The organism is Rhodococcus sp. AH-ZY2 (genome assembly GCF_030916465.1).
GTDB lineage: Bacteria > Actinomycetota > Actinomycetes > Mycobacteriales > Mycobacteriaceae > Rhodococcus > Rhodococcus ruber.
On the sequence record NZ_CP126458.1, the window covers coordinates 3,519,262 to 3,539,885 of the forward strand.

19 protein-coding genes are annotated in these 20,624 nt (G+C 71.3%); 10 read left to right on the plus strand and 9 right to left on the minus strand.

Annotated features, from left to right (window positions below; genetic code table 11):
- Nucleotides 1–3: 3 nt before the first annotated feature.
- Nucleotides 4–1,194 (minus strand): MFS transporter, encoded by a 1,191-nt coding sequence (locus QNA09_RS17050; protein WP_010592107.1) that lies wholly within the window; start codon nt 1,192–1,194, stop codon nt 4–6.
- Here QNA09_RS17050 and QNA09_RS17055 point away from each other — a divergent pair.
- From QNA09_RS17055 to QNA09_RS17065, 3 genes are read left to right on the plus strand one after another with little or no spacing between them, the layout of a single operon-like run.
- A complete protein-coding gene (locus QNA09_RS17055; RefSeq protein ID WP_010592108.1) occupies nt 1,193–1,975 on the plus strand; it encodes a PIG-L family deacetylase in 783 nt (260 codons plus the stop codon). The two genes, QNA09_RS17050 and QNA09_RS17055, sit on opposite strands and share 2 nt — an antisense overlap.
- 23 nt (nt 1,976–1,998) lie before the next feature.
- Nucleotides 1,999–2,460, plus strand: a complete 462-nt coding sequence (locus tag QNA09_RS17060) for an SRPBCC family protein (protein ID WP_010592109.1) — start codon at nt 1,999–2,001, stop codon at nt 2,458–2,460.
- Nucleotides 2,461–2,465: 5 nt separating this feature from the next.
- On the plus strand, nt 2,466–3,500 hold the full coding sequence (locus QNA09_RS17065) for a tocopherol cyclase family protein (protein ID WP_010592110.1): 1,035 nt from the start codon (nt 2,466–2,468) through the stop codon (nt 3,498–3,500).
- A 78-nt stretch (nt 3,501–3,578) separates the two neighbouring features.
- Here QNA09_RS17065 and QNA09_RS17070 read toward each other — a convergent pair whose 3' ends face one another.
- The gene (locus QNA09_RS17070) at nt 3,579–4,835 is read right to left on the minus strand and encodes an ROK family protein (RefSeq protein ID WP_140189152.1); all 1,257 of its coding nucleotides are present in this window, start codon (nt 4,833–4,835) and stop codon (nt 3,579–3,581) included.
- Nucleotides 4,836–5,230: 395 nt separating this feature from the next.
- On the opposite strand from QNA09_RS17070, the gene QNA09_RS17075 reads away from it, so the two are divergent.
- A complete protein-coding gene (locus tag QNA09_RS17075; RefSeq protein WP_040270874.1) occupies nt 5,231–6,187 on the plus strand; it encodes a TauD/TfdA family dioxygenase in 957 nt (318 codons plus the stop codon).
- Between the two features lie 62 nt (nt 6,188–6,249).
- Complete coding sequence (locus tag QNA09_RS17080; protein ID WP_203010969.1) at nt 6,250–6,993, plus strand: SDR family NAD(P)-dependent oxidoreductase; 744 nt, start codon at nt 6,250–6,252, stop codon at nt 6,991–6,993.
- A 213-nt stretch (nt 6,994–7,206) separates the two neighbouring features.
- Here QNA09_RS17080 and QNA09_RS17085 read toward each other — a convergent pair whose 3' ends face one another.
- From QNA09_RS17085 to QNA09_RS17100, 4 genes are all read right to left on the minus strand, one after another.
- The gene (locus QNA09_RS17085) at nt 7,207–8,805 is read right to left on the minus strand and encodes an MFS transporter (protein WP_010592115.1); all 1,599 of its coding nucleotides are present in this window, start codon (nt 8,803–8,805) and stop codon (nt 7,207–7,209) included.
- A gap of 120 nt (nt 8,806–8,925) precedes the next feature.
- Complete coding sequence (locus QNA09_RS17090) at nt 8,926–9,135, minus strand: hypothetical protein (protein WP_010592116.1); 210 nt, start codon at nt 9,133–9,135, stop codon at nt 8,926–8,928.
- Nucleotides 9,136–9,656: 521 nt separating this feature from the next.
- Entirely contained in the window at nt 9,657–10,832 is a 1,176-nt protein-coding gene (locus QNA09_RS17095) for an Ig-like domain-containing protein (protein ID WP_043804083.1), read from the minus strand.
- 66 nt (nt 10,833–10,898) lie between these two features.
- On the minus strand, nt 10,899–11,945 hold the full coding sequence (locus QNA09_RS17100; protein ID WP_010592118.1) for a UDP-N-acetylmuramate dehydrogenase: 1,047 nt from the start codon (nt 11,943–11,945) through the stop codon (nt 10,899–10,901).
- A gap of 71 nt (nt 11,946–12,016) precedes the next feature.
- Here QNA09_RS17100 and QNA09_RS17105 point away from each other — a divergent pair, with 71 nt between their 5' ends.
- The 3 genes from QNA09_RS17105 (at nt 12,017) to QNA09_RS17115 (ending at nt 14,016) form a co-directional block, all read left to right on the plus strand.
- A complete protein-coding gene (locus QNA09_RS17105; protein ID WP_010592119.1) occupies nt 12,017–12,520 on the plus strand; it encodes a DUF2505 domain-containing protein in 504 nt (167 codons plus the stop codon).
- A gap of 147 nt (nt 12,521–12,667) precedes the next feature.
- Nucleotides 12,668–13,174 carry a DUF2505 domain-containing protein gene (locus tag QNA09_RS17110; protein ID WP_003937518.1) on the plus strand — a complete coding sequence of 169 codons (507 nt, stop codon included), beginning with the start codon at nt 12,668–12,670 and terminating at the stop codon, nt 13,172–13,174.
- Nucleotides 13,175–13,182: 8 nt separating this feature from the next.
- Entirely contained in the window at nt 13,183–14,016 is an 834-nt protein-coding gene (locus QNA09_RS17115) for a hypothetical protein (RefSeq protein WP_010592120.1), read from the plus strand.
- Here QNA09_RS17115 and QNA09_RS17120 read toward each other — a convergent pair.
- The gene (locus QNA09_RS17120; protein WP_010592121.1) at nt 13,962–14,579 is read right to left on the minus strand and encodes a hypothetical protein; all 618 of its coding nucleotides are present in this window, start codon (nt 14,577–14,579) and stop codon (nt 13,962–13,964) included. The genes QNA09_RS17115 and QNA09_RS17120 overlap by 55 nt on opposite strands.
- Nucleotides 14,580–14,681: 102 nt before the next feature.
- Here QNA09_RS17120 and QNA09_RS17125 point away from each other — a divergent pair, with 102 nt between their 5' ends.
- Entirely contained in the window at nt 14,682–15,419 is a 738-nt protein-coding gene (locus tag QNA09_RS17125; protein WP_102031366.1) for a DUF2993 domain-containing protein, read from the plus strand.
- Nucleotides 15,420–15,432: 13 nt separating this feature from the next.
- Here QNA09_RS17125 and deoC read toward each other — a convergent pair whose 3' ends face one another.
- Nucleotides 15,433–16,098 carry a deoxyribose-phosphate aldolase gene (gene deoC / locus QNA09_RS17130; protein ID WP_010592123.1) on the minus strand — a complete coding sequence of 222 codons (666 nt, stop codon included), beginning with the start codon at nt 16,096–16,098 and terminating at the stop codon, nt 15,433–15,435.
- Between the two features lie 64 nt (nt 16,099–16,162).
- On the opposite strand from deoC, the gene QNA09_RS17135 reads away from it, so the two are divergent.
- Nucleotides 16,163–16,687: a GNAT family N-acetyltransferase gene (locus tag QNA09_RS17135; RefSeq protein WP_203010970.1), complete on the plus strand. Its 525-nt coding sequence runs from the start codon at nt 16,163–16,165 to the stop codon at nt 16,685–16,687.
- A gap of 73 nt (nt 16,688–16,760) precedes the next feature.
- Here the strand turns inward: QNA09_RS17135 and QNA09_RS17140 are convergent, their stop codons facing one another.
- The gene (locus QNA09_RS17140; RefSeq protein WP_203010972.1) at nt 16,761–20,180 is read right to left on the minus strand and encodes a serine/threonine-protein kinase; all 3,420 of its coding nucleotides are present in this window, start codon (nt 20,178–20,180) and stop codon (nt 16,761–16,763) included.
- Nucleotides 20,181–20,624: the final 444 nt, after the last annotated feature.

Here is a 20,624-nt window from a genome sequence, read left to right on the forward strand (position 1 = left end):
GGGTCACCCTAGCCGGGCGAGCCGGGCCACTCCCACGGCACACGCGCACCCGACGAGCGCGGCCACGACGGCGACCGCGATGCCCGCACTCGGCCCGGACCGGTCGATGACCTGACCGACGACGGCGGAGCCGACCGCGACCCCGACCCCGAGTCCCGTGACCGTCCAGGTGATGCCCTCCGTGAGCCGGCCCGGCGGCACGATCCGCTCGGTCAGGGAGGTCGCGACGATCATGGTGGGGGCGACGGCCACCCCGGCCGCGAGGTAGAGCACGGCGAGGGCCGGCACGGTGCCGGCGAGCAGCAGCGGCCACAGCAGCACCGCGACGGCCGTCGTCGCCCCGAGTAGCTGCCGCGTCAGCGGCGCCCGCAGCCGCACCGCACCGAAGACGAGGCCGCCGAGCGCGGATCCCGTCGCGAACATCGCCAGCACCACGGTCGCGGCGCCGGGCACGCCCTGCTCGGCGGTGAACGCGACCCCGACCACGTCGACGACACCGAAGATCGTGCCCATCGCCGTCATCGCGACCACCAGCACGAGCAACACCGGGATCCGCAGCACGCTCACCCCGGGCGCACCCCGGGCGACCGGGCGCGCGGGAGGTTCGGTGCCGCGCTGCACGGCGAGGGCGACGGTGCCGATCACCAGCAGCACCGCCCCGAGCAACGCGCCCGCCTCGGGGAACGCGGCGACGCTCAGCCCCACCGACAGCACCGGCCCGACGATGAAGCACAGTTCGTCGATCACCGCCTCGAGCGCGAACGCGGTCCGCAACCGATCGGTGCCGCGGAGCAGCTCGGTCCACCGGGCCCGGACCATGGCACCGATCGTGGGCATCAGTCCCGCCGGGATCGCGCACGCGAACAGCAGCGCCTCGGGGGCCTCCCACCGCACCCCCGCCAGCATCGCGGCGGTCGCGGCCGCGCTGATCCCGGCGGCGACCGGCAGGACGCGGAACTGTCCGTGCCGGTCGGCGGCCCGCGAGACCAGCGGGGTGAGCGCGGCGTAGGACAGCGCGAACACCGCGGCCAGGGCGCCGCCGAGGCCGTAGTCGCCGCGCAGCTGCGAGAACATCGTCACGATGCCGATGCCGACCATCGCGATCGGCAGCCGCGCGACGAACCCCGCCAGGCAGAACGCGGCGGCGCCCGGCGCGGTGAACAGTGCACGGTAGGAGCGCATTCGTGCCAGCATGCAGTACGTGAGCGTGCTGGTGTGTTTCCATGCCCATCCCGACGACGAGGTGTTCACCACCGGCGGGGTGATGCGCCTGGCCGCGGACGCGGGGCATCGGGTGGTGCTGGTCGTGGCCACGGACGGTGCCGCGGGCGAGGTTCCCGACGGCCTGCTCGGTCCCGGCGAGTCCCTGGCCCAGCGCCGCCGCGCCGAACTCGAGGCGTCGGCCGAGACGCTCGGGGTCGCCCGCCTGGTGCCGCTCGGCTACGCCGATTCGGGCATGGCGGGGACGCCGCGGAACTCGGACCCGGCGGCGTTCTGCAACGTCGATGTGGAGGCGGCCGCGGCCCGGTTCGCGGCCGTGCTCGAGGAGGAGAGCGCCGACGTCGTCACCATCTACGACCCCAACGGCGGGTACGGGCACCCCGACCACGTGCAGGTGCACCGCGTCGGTGCCCGGGCCCAGGAGCTGACGGCACATCCGTCGGTGTACGAGGCGGCCATGAACCGGGACCACATCCGTCGCCTGCTCGCCGCCGCCCCGGAGGTGAGCCCGGACGCGGCACCACCGGACCTGGACACGTTCGGCCTGCCGGAGGCCGAGATCACCACCACGATCGACGTGTCCGCGACGATCCCCGCGAAACGGGCGGCGATGCTCGCGCACGCCTCGCAGGTCGGTGACTTCGGGCCGATGCTGGCGATGACGCCGGAACAGCTCGCGAGCGCGTTCGGGCTCGAGTGGTTCCGCCGGCGCGGCGCGGAACCGGCGCTGCGCGAGCACGCCCTGCCCCTGTGACCGATCCGACCGAAGGAGCACGAATGGGCCACCACATCGAGCTGAGCCGTTCCGTCGACGCCCCACCCGACCGGGTGTGGCGGGTGCTCACCTCCGTCGACTCGGCCCCGCAGGTCCTGAGCGGGGTGGACAGTGTCGAACGGCTCGCGGGCGTCGGCTACGAGGTCGGCACCCGCTGGCGCGAGACACGCACGATGTTCGGCAGGGCGGCAACCGAGGAGATGACGGTGACGGCCGTGGAGCCGGGGCGGCACACGGTCGTCGAGGCCGAATCCGGCGGGGTGCGCTACCGCACCGAATTCGACGTGGCCCCGGATCGGGCCGGCACGATGCTGACCGTGCGGTTCTCCGCGGACGACGGACGTCCCGGCCGGATCCGGCGGGTACTGACGGCGCTCCTCGCTCCGCTGGGCCTGCGGGCGACGCGCACGGCGCTGCAGCGGGACCTCGACGACATCGCGGCCGCGGCCCGGGCCGGGATCTGAGCGCCGTGTCGCTGTACTCGCGCTACCGCGCCACCGGCGCCGACCTGCCCTTCGGCGACCCCCTGACGGCCCACGACGTCGCGATGGAGGGGTACTTCTGGCGATTCACCCAACCCGGAACCGAACGGGTGGTGATCGCGCTGTGCGGCGTCAACCGCGCCGGCGACGGGTCGTGGGCGACGCTCGGCCTGGCGGCGCACCCGGGCGGGTTCCTGCGGACGACGGCGCATCCGGACGGATTCGCCGACCCCCTGCGGCTCGGCGCCTCGGCGGGCACGGCGTTCCGCGGGGAACCCGACCGGCTGCGCGTGGACCTCGGCGACGACGCACGCCTCGACGTGCGAGTAACGGCGCCCCGGCCGTGGCCGCGTCGCCGATTCGGCGGCTCCAGCGTCTTCCACGCGGTTCCCGCCCTCAACCAGTACTGGCACCCGTGGCTGCTCGACGGGCGGGCCGAGGGCGAGGCCGTGCTCGGCGGCGAGACGTGGAACCTCGACGGCGCGCAGGTGTACGCGGAGAAGAACTGGGGCAGGGGCGGTTTCCCGGAGTCGTGGTGGTGGGGCCAGGCACACGGCTTCGCGGACTCCGCCGCGTGCGTCGCCTTCGCCGGTGGGCAGGTCCACGCCGGTCCCCTGCGGACCGAGGTGACGGCCGTGGTGGTCGCCCTGCCGGACGGGCCCGTGATCCGGCTCGGCAACCCGGTGGTCTCGCCGGTGCGGGCCCACGTCACCGACGAGCGGTGGTCGCTGTTCGGGCGCGGGCCGCGGTGGACCGTCGAGATCGAGGGGACCGCCCCGCTGGGCGACGCGCACGTGCTGCCGGTCCCGCTGCCGCTCGAACGCCGCAACGTGCCCGGCTCCCTCGAGCACCTGGCGGGCTCGTTGAGCGTGACGGTCCGAGACCGCGGCACCCCGGTGTGGGCGGACGAGTCCCCCCTCGCGGCACTCGAACACGGCGGTCTGGCGCGCGCACGGGCCGAACTGGACCGTCGCGCTGCGCCGGCGGACGCCACGGACGGCCCGCCCCTGCGCAGCCGATGACCGGCGGCCCCGGATCCGCGCACTTTCCGGCCACACGCGAATGAAATCGTATGCTCGGATGGATATTTCGTGCGCATATCAGCCCAGCGCCCGACGCATCGCTCCGAGCGGGTCGGAGTACAGCGAACTCAGGGACACCACGCTCGCGGCGTGCGCCTGTACCCGGTCGCCGAATCCGGTGACGCGGACGTCGGCGCCCGACGTCGACCCGAGCGCGCGCGCGACGTGCGGCGCCGCCGCCGGGTACGCGGTGAACGCCTGGCCGCCGAGGATCACCCGGTCCGGATTGAACAGGTCGCGCAGCATCGCGACGGACCGCCCCAGCACCTGCGCGCGCTCCGCGAGGATCTCGTGCGCCTCGCGAGAGCCGTTGCGGGCCAGCGCGTACAGCGCGGCGACGGACGTGGCACGCGCGTCGAGCAACCCGGCGGCACGGGCCCGGGCCAGCACCGCCCGGTCGGCGACGGTGGCCTCGAGGCAGCCGCGGGCACCGCAGGCGCACGGCACGGACGATCCGGTGGGCAGGTGCGAGACCGAACCCGGGCCACCGCGCGGCGTGTGCACCCGGCCGTCGAATGCGATTGCGATACCCACGGTTTCACGGGCATAGAAGTACAGGGTGGCGCCCTCGACGTCGGCGGTGTCGCGGTCGGGGGTGAGCAGCAGCTCCGACGCGGCCATCGCCTCGACGTGCGCGGCGACGGAAACCGGCAGGCCCAGACCCCGGCTCACCACCGCGCCGACGGGCGCATCCGTCCAGCCGAGCCGCGGGTGGTCCACGGTTCCGGTGGCCGAGTCGACGCGCCCGCCGAGCGCGACGCCCGCCCACAGCGGCATGCGCCGATGCCAGCGCGCCGCGAAGGCCCTCGCACTGCCGGTGATCGTCCCGAGCGCCGCCTCCTGGCCGCCGCGCGGAGTGGGGATCTCCACCCCGCCGATCACGCGCCCGCGCAGATCGCTCGCGACGATACCGGTGACGGCCGCCCCGACGTGGATCCCGACGGTCAGGTAGCGCTCGTGGTCGGTCTCGAACGGCACCCGGGGCCGGCCCACGGCGCCGGACTCGATCAGCTCCGGCCGCTCCCGCAGCAGTCCCGCGGCGAGCATCGCGGAGACCTGTCGGTTGACGGTGGCGATGCTCGCGCCCGTCGCCGCTGCCGCCTGGTCGCGGCAGATCGGCCCGCGCGCCGCGGCGGTCCGGAACACGGCCGCGGCGGTGCCGTCGGCGATCTTCAGTTCGGGCGGCACGATCTGCACGCGCGCCGTCGGCTGCACGCGGGCGGCGGCGCCGCGGGACCGGGCACCGGTCTTCGGACGGACGACATTGGGGTACAAGACATTCGATGTGGTTGCTGCAGACACTGCGGCTCTTCCTCGGGGACGGGTTCGAGGACCCGGGGCGTGACGGGGAGGCGCCGATCCGCTCGACCGTGGCGATCCGCCGGGTGACGGCGGGCGACGAAGCGGGGCGCGAGGTGCGGTGTCAGCGACAACACAGGTCGCGCGCCAGCGGCAGCCGCGAGCCCAGCGCGGCGGTCACATAGGTGACCCGCGGAGCACGGAGACGGCGAGCTGACATACCCGCAACCTAGCCGCCGCGCGCCGCCGTGTCCACTCCGCCCGGCGACGCGCAGGCAACCATCCCGATCAGGGTGACGAAAACCCTTACGCCGGAACATCACCGGTGATGAGGTCGACGGTACCGATATCCGATCCACGAAAGGTCCTTCATGTCTGTCGATTTCGATACCCGCACCGCACCCGCTCGCGACGTGACCGTGGTCCGCCTGGGCGGGCACGTCGGTGCCCGCATCGACGGAGTCCGGCTCGGCGGCGACCTCGACGGGCGCACCGTCGAAGCGATCCGTCGCGCGCTGGCCGAGCACAAGGTGATCTTCTTCCGGGACCAGCACCACCTCGACGACGCGTCGCAGTACGCGTTCGCCGAGTTGCTCGGCACACCGACCACCGCGCACCCGACGGTGACGTCGCGCGGGGCGCACGTGCTGCCCATCGACTCCGACTACGGCACAGCGAACAGCTGGCACACCGACGTCTCGTTCGTCGACCGCATCCCGAAGGCGTCGATCCTGCGCGCGGTGGAACTGCCCCCCTACGGTGGTTCGACCACGTGGGCCTCCGGCGTGGCGGCCTACGAGGGCCTGCCCGGACCGCTGAAGACACTGGCCGAGAACCTGTGGGCCACCCACACCAACGTGTACGACTACGCCGCCGAGAGCGCCGAGCACCTCCGCGACGGCGCCGACGAGCGGGTCGCCGAGTACCGCGCCGAGTTCCGGTCCGAATACTTCGCGACCGAGCATCCCGTGGTGCGCGTGCACCCCGAGACCGGGGAGCGGTCGCTGCTGCTCGGCCACTTCGTCGAGGGCTTCGTCGGGTTGAGCGGCCGGCAGTCGCAGGCGCTGTTCCGGCTGCTGCAGGACCACCAGACGCGGCTCGAGTACACCACCCGCTGGCACTGGGCCGCCGGCGACGTCGCGATCTGGGACAACCGGGCCACCCAGCACTACGCCGTCGCCGACTACGACGGCCGGCATCGTCGGCTGCACCGCATCACCCTCGCCGGCGACGTCCCGGTGAGCGTCCACGGCGAGACGAGCCGGTCCGTCGCCGGCGACGCGGGCGCCTACTCGATCATCGAGACGCCCCGGCCGCTCGCGTCGTAGCGGGTGCCGCGGTCGCGCGGACCCCCGCGCGACCGCACCCGGGGCACCCTAGGATCGCTCGCATGACGATTTCTCCCGATTCCCCCGTCGCCGTCGTCACCGGTGCCTCCTCCGGCATCGGCGAGGCCACCGCCCGCACCCTCGCAGCCCAGGGCTTCCACGTCGTCGTCGGCGCTCGCCGCGTCGACCGGATCGAGAAGCTCGCGGACGAGATCGGGGGCACGGCCCTCGAGCTGGACGTCACGGACGAGGACTCGGTGACCGCCTTCACGACGGTGCTCCCCCGGGTGGACGTCCTGGTCAACAACGCGGGCGGCGCCAAGGGCATGGCCCCGGTCGCCGAGGCCGACCTCGACGACTGGCGCTGGATGTGGGAGACCAACGTCCTCGGCACCCTGCGGATGACGAAGGCCCTGCTGCCCAAGCTCGTCGACTCCGGCGACGGCCTGATCGTCACGATCACGTCGGTGGCGGCGTTCCACGCCTACGACAACGGCGCGGGCTACACCTCCGCCAAGCACGCCCAGGCGGTGCTGCACCGGACGCTGCGCGGTGAGCTGCTCGGCAAGCCGGTGCGCCTGACCGAGATCGCGCCGGGCGCGGTGGAGACCGAGTTCTCCCTCGTGCGGTTCGAGGGCGACGCCGAGCGCGCCGCCAAGGTGTACGAGGGGATCACCCCGCTGGTGGCCGAGGACATCGCGGAGATCGTCGGGTTCGTCGCGTCGCGCCCGTCGCACGTGAACCTGGATCAGATCATCGTGCAGCCGCGCGACCAGGCCAGCCCCATGCGCTTCCACCGCCACTGAGTCCCGATCCCCTGAACCGCAGTCCACCGAGTCGCGGTGCACCGACGAGACGAGTGGCGTGCGCGTGCCGGAGTACTGCAGTCATTCCTGCCACGCAACGACGTCGCGCGGAACTCCACGGCATGCGGCTCGGGCATGATGATCGTCCGTCCACGGCAGGGGGACGGACGATCTCGGGTCGAAGGTCCACCCGAGCCGTGACATTCCCGTCCGTCAGTGCGGTTCCGTCCGGTCGGAGACCGTGGACGGGGTGTCCGGTAGCCGATTCATTCGGAACGAGTTGAACAGCCCGAGGAGACCGGCCAGGAGCGGAACGAGCAGCGCCACCTGCAGGGCGAGAGGCCGCGCGTCCGTGTTGATGCGGATGATCTCGTCCTGAACGTCCGGGGGCTGATCGGCGAGCAACTCCGTGAGCTGGGTGTTGCTCATGACCTCGGCGTCGTCCTCGAGCACCTGTGCCACCTGTTGCTGCTCGGCTGGGGGAAGGACGGTGCTCGATTCCGCCATCGCGGTGAACGTGATGGACAGCGTTGCCAGCATGATGGCACCGGCGAACGCCAACCCGAACGACAACCCGAACGATCCGGCCGCCGAGTTCACACCTGCTGCCTCGCTGACACGCTCCTGCGAGATCGGAGCCAGCGTGTAGTTGTTGAGTTGCGACACCAACAGCCCCAGACCCGACCCCGCGATCATGAGGGGGACCACCAGGGCCCAACCGAACTCTGCCCGGGGCACGATCGGGATCAGCGCCACGATCCCGATCGTGAGCAGAACGAATCCCCACCGGATGATGCTGCTGGGGCGCCGATCGCCCGCCTTCTTCCCCGCGAGCAGCGCCACTGCGAACATGCTGAGGGAGAGGGGTGCGAGGGACAAACCCGCCTGCATCGCATTGTATTCGAGCACCATCTGCAGGTAGATCGGCAGCGCAATCATGGTGCCACCCAGCGCTATCTGCTGGAGCATCTGCTGGGAGATCCCCAGTCTGAAGATCTTGGACGTGAACAGATCCGGGTCCAGCAGGCTGGGTTCGCCTCGCCGCTTGCGCCGCCCGAGCCAGTACGCCAGTCCGGCCAGGGCCGCCGCACCGCTCACCAGGAGCGCGGCGACTGCCTCGCCGCCCTCCTGCCACACCAGGATTCCCAGCACGATGCCGCCCATGCCCAACACCGAGAGCACGGCACCGACTGTGTCGACGCCCCGAGGTCCTGTGTACGGCACATCTCGGACGAGTCTGATGCCGGACAGCACGATCGCAATGATGACGACCTCGAGCACGAACGCGAGGCGCCAGGAAAGGTAGGTGGTGATGAAACCTCCGAGCAGCGGTCCGACGGCCGCGGCGATCGCGGCCGCCGCCCCGACGAGGGCGTAGACCTTCTTCTGATCGTCTCCTTCGAAGTTGCCGTGTATGAGGGACTGCATCGCGGGCAGGAGGAGTGATGCGCCGATTCCACCCAGAAGTGCCCAGAAGACGATGACCGCCGTCAGGCTCTGCGCGAGTGCCATCGCCGCCGCACCTACGGCGTAGCCGAGCAGACCCAGCACGTAGGCACGTTTGCGTCCGATCAGATCGCCGACCTTGCTACCTATCAGGATGAACGCCGCCGACACCAGCGCCTCGAGCGCGATCGCCGCCTGGACGCCGCTCACGGTCGTCTCGAGATCCCGGACCACCGACGAGATCGAGACGTTCATCAGTGACGTGTCGACGACCAGCACGAACATCGCCATCGCCAGCAGGATGGCCAGCAGTCGTTGCGGGCGCGCTGCCCCCGCGGAACCGGCGGCGGTCGATTCTTCGGTCACGGCAGACCCACCCTCCTCGCATCCGTGGACGTGGTCGAACGCCCGGTCGCCCGCGTCGGGCTTGCGGGGGCGGGTGCGTGTCCACCAGGGCCGGGTCCACCCAGCCGCTCCCGGTCGTCGTCACCACGACCGAATCGCCGCGCTGGAAACCCCGACCCGGGTCAGGCCCTCGACTGCCACGGCCGCCCGGCTCTCGGAGTCCTCGGCCGAGGTGAGCCCGGCATAGCTCCGAATCGGCTCCAGGGCCGGGCGGTCGGCGAACGCGCGCCACACGAAGGCTGCGAGCACGCCCGGCCCGTATCCGATCGCGGCAGTGATCCCGCAGATCATGCCCTGCAGGAGCCCGCCGCGCGGGAGCGAGCGACGGCGTGAACGACAGACACGCGAAAACGAGTGCACCCCAGCACCCCGGAAAGGTGACGTACAGCAGCTTCCGGCGTTCCCCGGCCTCGGGCGGCCCACCAGCGTCGGTGCCGGCGGCATTCCGGACCGCCGCGGCACCCTGCCCGGTCTCGAGCCGAACTCCATGGTCGTCCGGTGCCTCTGGGGTGCTCGGCAGCGAACCGCCGCGCGAACCCGGGACCTTCGGTTCCATGGTTACCTCCGCCTACATGATCACCCTCACGCCGTCCCGTCGCCGGCGTTTCGGATGCGATCGGTCGCGATCCCACAAGCACGACCGGGTCCCTGATTGCCCGCGTCGGGAGCTTCTGCACCTCGGCACCGAAGAGCTTTTCCAGCACGTGAGAATTCAGCGGATACTCGGTGGCCACCGACGACGCGCGGTCCCCCCGACAGCGCCGCAGCCTGCACCCGTTGCCGCTCGGTGCCGCCCCGGTTCCGGCGGGTTTCTACAGCGCGGACATCGACTGCCAGGTGGGCCAGTCGATCGCCCAGTCGTACAGGTCGCCGTCCGCGGCGGACAGCTCGATCGACGTTCCGGACACCTCGACCGGGTCGCCGTACATCGCCGTCGCGAAGTACTCCTGGGCGTCCCCGAGCGAGAGGTTGATGCAGCCGTTGGTGACGTTGGTCGCGCCCTGCTGGCCGAGGGTCGCGGGGTTGGCGTGGATGAACTCGCCGTTGTTGGAGATCCGCACCGCCCAGCGTTCCCGCACGTTCTCGTAGTACGGCGGGTTGGACATCAGGAAGTCCTCGTGCTTCTCGGTGACCACGTGGACGCCGCTGCGGGTGACGTTGCGGGCTTGGTTGCCCTGCCCGTAGCTCACCGGGATGTCCATGATCGTCACCCCGTCGCGCACGACCTGCATGCGGTGCGACGTGGCGTCGGCCACGACGACCTGGCTCCGGCCGACGGTGAAGTCGAGGGTGAGGTCCTCCGCCCCGTAGGCGCCGTCGCCGTAGTCGAGGCCGTAGAGCCGCGCGTCGAGGTGTACCGCGGTGCCCGGCGTCCAGTACTGCTGCGGGCGCCAGTGCGCGCGGGCACCGCCGTTGTCGTCGGGCAGCCACGCCCAGCTGCCGACGGTCGGCGGGTCGGTGCCGACCACCATGGCCTTCTCGACGGCGGCCTTGTCGGTGATCGGGCCGTCGAACTGGACGATGATCGGGGCGGCGATTCCGACCGGCTGTGCGTCGGCGATGTTCAGGTTCGCGGAGACGACCCGGTCGGGGTCGACGGTGTCGAAGCTGCCCTCGACGGCCACGGTCTCGTCGTCGGAGCCGACGGCCGTGCCGGACCAGCGGTAGGTCGCGCCGTAGCCGAGCGGTTCGGCGACGGTGTAGCTGCGGCGGTCGGCGGCGAGGGCGCCACGCACGACGGCGCTCGTTCCGACGTTCGTGAGGGCGACGTCGGTGAGCTCGCCGTCGGTGACCGAAACACGGACCGGGGCGGTGGGGTTCACGTCGGTGGCGCCGTCGGCGGGGTCGGTGACGATCGACACGACGGGCCCGGTGCCGGCGGGTACCGCGCTCCCGCCGGGACCCGACGAGCACGCCGCAAGCACCGCGACGAGTGCGAGCAGCCCGAACCACAACAACCGACGACTTCGTTCACCCAGGTGGAGCACTCCGACGAGGGTACGCCCGCCGCGCTGTCGCGTCGCAGCGCGGCGGCAGGTCTGGCAGACCGGCTCTCAGATGAAGCAGCCCACGGTCACCGGCTCCGGCTCGAGCCGCACCCCGAACGCGTCCTGCACGCCGTCGCGCACCTCCCGGGCGAGGGCCACCAGATCGGCGGTGGTCGCGGCTCCCCGGTTGGTGAGTGCGAGGGTGTGCTTGGTGGACAGCCGCACCGGTGCGTCGGCCCCGGGGAAGCCCTTGCCGAACCCGGCTCGCTCGATCAGCCATCCCGCGGAGAGCTTGGTGCCGCCGTCCGCGGGGAATCGCGGGATCCGCACGTCGGGCCCGACGCGTTCCTCGACGACCGCGAGCACCCGGGACAGCTCGTCGTCGGAGAGCACCGGGTTGGTGAAGAACGATCCGGCGCTCCAGGTGTCGAGGTCGCCCGGATCGAGCACCATGCCCTTGCCGCGGCGCAGCGTCAGCACCTGCTCACGCACCTCCGCCGCCGGGCGCCGCTCCCCTTCCTCGGCGTGCAGCGCCGACGCCAGTTCCCGGTAGCCGAGCGGTGCGCTCGCCCCGTCCGGCCGCACGGCGAGGTCCACCTCGAGCACCAGCGCGTCGTCGGAATGTTTGAGGACGCTGGTGCGGTAGCCGAGCCCGAGTTCCCCGGGGCCGACCCACCGGACGTCGCCGCTGGTGCGGTCGAGCAGCCGTACGGCGCGCAGGACCGATCCGACCTCCACCCCGTAGGCGCCGACATTCTGCACCGGGGTCGCGCCGGTGGAGCCGGGGATCCCCGACAGGCACTCGAGTCCCCCGAGACCGGACTTCACGGTGAGGGCGACGACGTCGTCCCACACCGCGCCCGCCTCGGCGCGGACGGTGTCCTCCCCCGGTTCGATCCCGGTGGTCGCGATGCGCACCACCACGCCGTCGAATCCGGCGTCGCCGATCACGAGATTGGAGCCACCCGCCAGGACCAGGGTGGGGACGCGGGCCGCGTCGAGCAGGCGGACGACGTCGACGAGGGTGTCGGTGGTGGTGCACTCGGCGAGCCACCGCGCCGGACCGCCCAGCCGCAGCGTGGTCAGCGTCGACAGCGGCACGTGCTCGGACACAGCGGCGCCCGCCTCGACGAGTTGGGCCCCAATACGCGGATCAGACACCCGCAAACGGTAGCGTGCCGACCATGGGCAGCCGCATCGACCATTACTCGCACTACGCGTTCCCCGTCGCCACGGTGCACGCGGCGCTCGTCGACGAGAACTACTGGCGGACCCGGCTGGCGGAGATCGGCGGCCCGGGCGCGACCCTCGAGGACGTGCGCATCGGCGACGGGACGATCGACCTGCACATGACGCAGTCCATCCCGGCCGAGCACCTGCCGAGCTTCGTCACCAACTTCCATCCCGGCGACCTGGTCATCCATCGGCACGAGTCGTGGCAGCCGCTGAGCGGGGACCGCGCGACGGGCAGCTTCTCCGCGCACGTGGACGGGCTGCCCGGCAAGGTGGACGGCACGTCCACGATGGCCCCGGACGGCTCGGGCACCATCGTGGAGATCGACGGCACCGCCGAGGTGCGGATCCCCTTCCTCGGCGGCAAGATCGAGGGCATCATCGTCGAGCAGATCGTCGAACTGTTCGACGTCGAGCGCACGTTCACAGCGCAGTGGCTGTCCGAACCGCACTGACGGCTGTCCGAACCACACTGACCGCTGTCCGAACCACACTGACCGCTGTCCGAACCACACCGACGGCTGTCCGAACCACACTGACGTGCCGTTGCGGAGCCGTGACGATTTCCGTGGTTCGGTAACGAACCGGTAACCTCGGCTGTCATGGCACGGCGAATCGACTACTCCGCCCGCTATCCGTACAGCCCGGAGCAGGTGTACGAGGCGCTCTCGGACCGCACGCACTGGGAGGCGCGCATCGTGGAGATGCGCAAGTACTCCGAGAACCATCTCGCCGAGTTCGAGGTGTCGGACGACGGTATCGACCTGGTCCTGCACCACGTCCTGCCCCGCACGGAACTGCCCGAGATCGCCCGGACGGTGATGAAGAAGGACATGGTCATCACCCGCAAGGAGACCTACACCCCCCTCGGCGACACGATCACCGGCAGCTACCAGGCCTCGGTCCCCGCCGGGCCCGGCAGCCTCACCGGCACGATGGAACTGTTCGCCTCGGACGGGGGCAGCACCCTGCGCACCACGTCGGAGGCCAAGGTCTTCCTGCCGTTCATCGGCGGCAAACTCGAGCAGCTCATGCTCGTCAACCTCGTCGACCTGTTCCGCACCGAGGCGGAGATCACCGCCGACTGGCTCGCGCGCCGGTTCGGGTAGTTCCCCCCGTGCGCGTACCGCGCCCGGAAGGTGTCGTCACCCGCGGCACCACGGGCATCAATCGCCTGCGCCGCAGCGACCGGTGGCTGATGCACCATCCCGACGTCGCCCGCGTCCTGCACTCGCGGGACGATGCGCTCGTCGTCGACCTCGGTTACGGCGCGATGCCGGTGACCACCCTCGAACTGGCCGCGCGGCTGCGCACGGTGCGCCGCCGGCTGCGGGTGGTGGGTCTCGAGATCGATCCCGGGCGGGTGGTGCCGGGCCGCGACGGCGTGGAGTTCGCCCGCGGGGGCTTCGAGCTGGCCGGGCTCCGGCCGGTGCTGATCCGCGCATTCAACGTGTTGCGTCAGTACCCGGAGGAGGCGGTGGCGCCGGCGTGGGCTCGGCTGCGGGCCGGGCTCGCACCGGGCGGGCTGCTGCTCGACGGCACGTGCGACGAACTGGGCCGGCGGTGCGCATGGGTGCTGCTCGACGAGCACGGCCCGCGCACGCTCACCCTCGCGTGGAGCCCGTTCCATTCAGCTGCACCGTCGGACCTGGCCGAGCGGTTGCCGAAGGCGCTGATCCACCGCAATGTGCCGGGGGAACGGATCCACGAGCTGCTGCAGGTGGCGGATCGGGCCTGGGCGGCGGCGGCCCCGCACGCGGCGTTCGGGCCGCGCGTGCGCTGGCGCGCGACCCTGGACCTGCTGCGCGCCCAGGGGGTGCCGGCGGCGCCGCAACGCCGTCGCCTGCGGGACTGTGTGCTGACCGTGCCGTGGGACTTCGTCGCCCCCGCGCAGACTCAGCCGGCCGCGAGCAGCGCGAGCTCGATGCGGTCGGCGACGGCCGCGGGCTGATCGACGACCGCGGCGTGCAGCTGCGCCGAGGTGACCCGTCCGATGGCGATGGCGTCGCCGACGAGCTCGTCGAGCACCTCCTGGGAGACTCCGCCCGCCGCCAGGTCGACGGCGGTCCGCGCGGGGGTCGTGATGCGGAAGCACCCCACCTGCTCGCAGTCCTGCTCGCGCAGCTGCCGGTGGTGCAGGGCGAGCCGGTTGCTCGGCACCGTCCGCTGGTCGGCTGTCGACAGGTGCAGGAAGCGGGGTTGCAGGTGGCCCATGCCGTGCAGGTCCGCCGCGCTCTGGTGGGAGACCACCGCGGCGCCCTCGTACCAGGCGCACCACTGCGCGAATTCGTCGAACTTCGTGTGCGGGCTGTCACCGAGCCGGAACAGATCCGTCTGGATCCGGACCCAGTGCCCGGCCGCGATCCGGCCGACGAAGTCGATCGTGGCGATGCCGTGGGCCACGGCCTGCCGCGTGGTGAAGAAGCCCGCCTGGGCGAGCGCGGTGTGTCGCAGGGCCTCGTCCGGATCCACCCGGCCGGAGGCGTCGTGTTCAGGTTCCGTCCAGCCCGTCATGCCGCCACAGTACCGAACAACTGTGGTACACCTCACACTTTCCGGTCCCGGCGGCGCATCTTCACAGACCTTCCTCAGAGTTCTTCGGGAGAATCCGGAACCATGACGAACCGGAAGCGTGTCCCCTTCGCCACCATCGGCATCGTCCTCGCCGTCGCGCTGGTCGCGGTGCTCGTCGGCGCCGAGGTCTACGTCCGCAACCGTGCCACCAACTGCCTCGCGCAGTCGTTCGAGAGCGAACTCGGCACGAACGTCGACGTGGATCTCGGGTGGAAACCGGTGCTGCTCTCGCTCGTGGACAAGCAGGTCTCGTCCGTCACGCTCGACAGCGACGACACGGCGTTCGGCCCTGCCCAGGAGATGCAGGTACACGCCGTGGTCCGCGACGTGGACCTGCGGGAGAGCGCCGCCGGCGCCGGGACCATCGGCAGCTCGAGCGCGGAGGTCGTGTGGCCGTCGTCGGGCATTCTCGCGACGGTGCAGACGCTGCCCCTCGGCTCGCTGATCACCGACGTCACCCCCGACGCGGACGCCGGCACCCTCCGATTCACCGTGGGCGGCGCCGGGCTGGCGGAACTGACCGTGCGACCGGAGGCCCGGAACGGGGCAATCGCGATCGAGACGGTGGATGCGTCGCTGTTCGGCATCGGCTTGCCGACAGCGCTGGTCGACGGCATCGTGCAGATCCTCACCGAGAGCCTGCAGCAGTACCCGCTGGACATGCAGGCGACGTCCGTGTCGGTCACCGACTCCGGCATCGAGGTGACGCTCGAGGGCGGCGCCTACACGATGCCCGAGCCGCCGGCCGGCCAGCAGTCGCAGAACCAGCTCGACTGCTGAGGCCGCAGCCCGCTCACTCGGGCAGGCCGTCGAGCACCGCGCGGGTGCCGGACAGGCCGAGCCGGGTGGCACCGGCCTCGATCATGGCCAGCGCCGCCTCGGCCGTGCGGATGCCGCCGCTGGCCTTGACGCCGAGCCGGCCGCCCACGGTCTCGGCCATCAGCCGCACCGCGTGCACGGACGCGCCCCCGGCGGGATGGAACCCGGTGGACGTCTTGACGAAGTTCGCGCCCGCCCGCTCGGCGCACCGGCACGCCTCGACGATCGCCTCGTCCGACAGGGCCGCCGACTCGAGGATCACCTTCAGCACGGGCTCGAACCCGATCGCCTCCCGGACGGTGAGGATGTCGGCGAGCACCGCGTTGTAGTCCCCCGCGACGGCCGCGCCGATGTCGATCACCATGTCGATCTCGGCGGCGCCCTGATCCACGGCGAGCCGGGCCTCGGCGCCCTTGATCAGCGAATGGTGCTTGCCCGACGGGAAGCCCGCCACGGTGGCGACGACGAGTCCGTCCGCCCGCAGCGGCAGCATCGACGGCGACACGCAGACCGACCAGACCCCGAGTTCGCGGGCCTCGTCGACGAGCGCGCGCACGTCGGCGCCCGACGCCTCGGGTTTGAGCAGGGTGTGGTCGACCATCGCGGCGACCCGGGCACGGGTGAGGGTGGTCTCCGGCATGCCCGTCAGCTTTCCACAGCGATATTCCGTTGCCCGGCCCGGCGCCGGTGTCCACACTGCTCTCGTGTTCATCCGACGAGAACGTCCCGCCGACATCCCTGCGATCAGCGACGTGCACCGCGCCGCATTCGCGCCGCTCGCTCCCGCCGGCGTGGAGCCGGTCGAGCCCGGCCTCGTCGAGGCGCTGCGTGCCGGCCCGGCGTGGTTGCCCCGGCTCTCGCTCGTCGCAACCGGAGCCGAGGGCTCGGTCGTCGGGCACGTGTGCGTCACCCGCGGCACGGTCGACGGCGAGCCGGCGCTGGCGCTCGGGCCGATCGGGGTGCTGCCGGCGTGGCAGCGCGCCGGCGTCGGGGGCGCCCTGATGCACGCGGTGCTCGGCGCGGCGGATGCCCTCGACGAACCGCTCGTCGTGCTGCTCGGGCACCTGGACTACTACCCGCGTTTCGGGTTCGTCCCGGCCGCCGAGCTCGGTGTCGATCCCGACGTGCCCGAATGGGCGTCGCACCTGCAGGCCCGCGCCCTCACCGCGCACCGGCCGCAGCTGCGCGGCGTCTTCCACTACGCCCCTCCGTTCTACGAGATCGGCTAGCGCGGGGGATCGTCGGGGCGGCAATCGCGGTGTCGCGATGCGCTCGATCCGGTGTTCCCCGGAGTGGGAGGACTCACGTGTCCTCCGGTGTTGCGGACGGCTGTGGTGCTGTGTGCAGCCGATCGAGGAAGTGGGCGAGGGCGGGGCTGATGCTGCGGTCGTGCCGGTCCGCACCGACCCGTCGAACGAGTTCTCGCACAGCGGGTCCGGTATCGAGGACCGGCTGGACCAACCCCGACCGTGCACACTGCTCGAGGACGGGCAGCAACACTCGTTCCGCTTCCTCGAGTGAGCCGACCGTGACAAGGCACTCGGTCAGCAGCAAGCGGGCATAGAGGGACGCTCGGGGCCGGTCGGTGGCGCTGATCGACTCGGTGAGGATTCGGGCGCGCCGGCACGCGTGTGTCCGGTCACTGTCGGAGCCGGCGGCGAGCAGCAGCCGGATTGCCGCCTCTTCCGTGGTCTCGGCCGTGACCTGGGCGATCCCGTCAGGAACGTCGCTCGGAAGCCCGGGAGGAAAGGCGTCCGGGGAGACCTGCGGTATCCCGATGCCCGTCCGGATGCGCTCGTTGGTGATATGTACCGCCAGACGGGGCAGTTGCAGTGACAGTGCCAGCCGCTCCCCTTCGGCCAGTCGCCCGGCGGCCTGTTCGTGCTGCCCCAGGCGATGCTTCAGGCGAGCGCCGATGACGTACGTGGCGAGCATGAACTCGACGGTTCCGCCTTCGGCGCCGAGGCTGTAGCTCTCGTCGAGCAGGCCTTCGGCCTCGGCGAGGTTTCCCTGTTCGTACAGCATTTCCCCGAGGAGGGCACCGGTGAGGCGGGAGCTGTAGGAATTGTCTTCGTCGGAAGCGGTGGCCAGGTGCATGGCGTGGCGCAGGCTCGTCTCGGCGCCGTCGAGATCGAGTTGTTCCCGTGCGGCCACTGCATCGAGGCAATAGCCGTAGATGACACTGAACGGCCCGGAGGCGCGGCGGTGGTACGGGCGTGCCCATTGCTGCCAGCGCCGGGCCTCGTCGAAGTCGAACCGCTGGATCTCGCGGAACGAGGCCACATCGGCAACACCGCACAGAATCCACGGACGGAGTCTGTCGGCGCGGGCGATGCATGCCTCGAGTGCCTCACCGAGGTGGTCGAGACGGTCGTCGAAGACGGTGATGGTGGCCCGGATGAGAGAGGCCTCGGCCCGGGCGTCAGCCTCTTCGTCGCCGGACACGGTCGGCAGCACTGCCTCGAGGCGGCTGAGAGCGTCGTTGGCCGCAGTGCGGTGGTGCAGCAGTGCGTGCGCCCAGGCCACCGCCAGCTGCAGGCGTGGCCGCATCGCGCCGGCGGTCGTCGGTAGCTTGGTCTCCAACCCGAGCAGAGTGTTCATCCGGGATTGTTCGAGCAGTGGGATTGCTTCCCGCTCGACCACGTCGATCGCCGCGTCGTCGTCGCCGGCAGCGCGGAAATGATCGACCGCCGCACTCGAGAGGCGTTGATCGGCGAACCACCGGGCCGCGGTCCGGTGCAGCTCGTGCAGCCGTTCCGGGTCGCCTCGTTCGAGCCGGCGGCGTAGATAGTCGGTGAACAGGTGGTGGTAACGGAACCACTGTCCTTCCTCGTCGAGCCGGGTGAGGAACAGGTCCCGGTCTTCGACGTCCTCGAGCACGGCCTGGGCGTCCCGGCGGCCGGTCAGGGCGGTGGCCAGGGCTGCGCACGTGCGTTCGCTGACCGCGGTGGCCAACAGGAAGTCGAGCAGGTCCGTTTCGAGGCTGTCGAGGACGTTTTCGGCGAGGTACTCGCCGAGGGCGCGATGCCGGCCCGACAGCTGGCGGATGACCGTCCGGGGGTCATGGTGTTCGCGTAGTGCCAGCGAGGCCAGCTGCAGGGCCGCCGCCCACCCATCGGTTGTTTCCTCGAGCTCGGCAATGTCTTTGTCCTCCATGGTCAATCCGGTAGTACCGGTGAGCAGCTCGCGGGACTCGTCGACATCGAAGCGCAGAGCGGCGGCGTCGATCTCGATCAACTCGTTGTGCACGCGCAGGCCGCTCAGCGGCAGGCCCTGCCGGGCCCGGCTGGTGACGACCAGCTGCAAGTGGTGGCACCCTTGCTCGAGCAGGAACCGGGTGATGGCCCGGCTGGCGGGGTTGGTCACCCGGTGCCAGTCGTCGAGTACCACCGCGATGTGCTGCCCGCCCGTGTGTGTCCGGTTGATGAGGGTGGTCAGCACGAACCGCTCGGCGCCCTCCCCGTGTCCCTCCAGGACACGGGTCAGCTCTCTGCCCAGCCGGGGCAGGGTCACAGTGACCGCATCGACGAGATGCGCGAGAAACCAGGCGGGGGTGTTGTCGTCCTCGTCGATCGACAACCACGCGGTCTTGCCACCGTCGTGCTCGAGCATCCGCACGTACTGGGCGGCCACAGTGGTCTTGCCGTATCCGGCCGGGCCGTGGATCAAGATCAGTCGCGCCCGGGTCGCGGTACCGAGCCGGTCGAGCAACCGGGTGCGCTGCACCATCGCATGAGCCGCGACCGGTGGACGGTACTTGGTCGCCACGGCGGGCGGACGAGCGGGCACGGATCCACCAGCCGACGGGTCGAGGCGCAGATACGCCGCGGTCGCGGGGGATTCGCGACCTTCCGGCTGCGGTGGGCTCTCCTCGTCCCAGGCCAACGGCAGCGGCAGGTCGGCAACGAGGTAACCGAGATCGGTCCCGGCGCTGCGCAGCGCCTCCCCCAACGCCGCCGCCGTACCGAAACGGTGGGCGGGCTCCCGGGCCATCGCGTGCTCGATCACCGCACACACCCCCTCCGGAACATCCCGCTCGCGCAGATCCGGAATCGGTTCGGTGCTGATCCGCAGCAGCTGCGCCACCAGTTCCTCCCCACGGCGGCGCGCGTAGGCAGGCCGGCCGGCCAGAGCGGTGAACAAGGTGGCGCCGAGTCCGTAGACGTCCGAGACGACCGACGGAGACTGCCCGTGCAGCAGCTCCGGCGCGGTGTAGGCGGGCGAGCCCACCACCAAGCCCCGCGTGGTGTCCTGCCGATCCGACAGCCGGGCGATCCCGAAATCGGTCAGTTGCGGTTCGCCGTACTCGGAGATCAGGATGTTCGCCGGTTTGACGTCGCGGTGCAGGACACCCGCCCGATGCGCCGTCTCGAGCGCCCCGGCCACCTTGATGCCGATGTCGAGAACCTCGGCGACCGTGCGGGCCCCGCGCCGGTCGATCCAGGCTTCGAGGGAGTCCCGGCGGTGGAACGGCATCACGATGAAGGGACGCCCGGTACGGGTGACGCCGGCCTCGAGCACGTGCACGATGTTCGGATGCCCCGACAGCCGGCCCATCGCCTGCTGCTCGCGCAGAAACCGCACGCGGTCGGTCTCGTCCGGACTGGGACTCATCACCTTGACCGCTACCACTCGGTCGAGGGCGGGCTGACGACAGCGGTAGACGATGCCGAACCCTCCCCGCCCTGCCACCCGCGGCTCGACGAAACCGGCCGCGCCCAATTCGTCCGCGAGCTCCCTCGGGGGCGGATCAGCGGAACGTGCAGCGGCGTCACCGGACACTGTGCACCCGGTCTTCGGACTGCGCCCGGCACTCCGGGAGGTATACCGCGGCACTGCCGGTGGCCGGTTCTGCCGGCCGGTGATCTGCGGACCTGATCATGACGCCACCTCGGATTGCTTCCGATTCTAGGCGCCGCCCGCGCGAAGTCCGTCGTGCCGACGGGCCGGTTCTCTCCACGGCTGCGGCCGGATTCGCGGGTCATTCCCTGCCGGCGAGGAGCGCGAGGTCCTGCGCGGGTGAACGGCACCGCGCCGGCGGTGACCATGCGCACCCCGGCTCCGACGTCGAACTCGCCCAACGCTTCCTGTCGCCCGGAAGACGGTCACGACCGGCATCCCCGTCCTCGCCGCCGCACCGCACTCGTCTCACCGGACGCGAAGGAG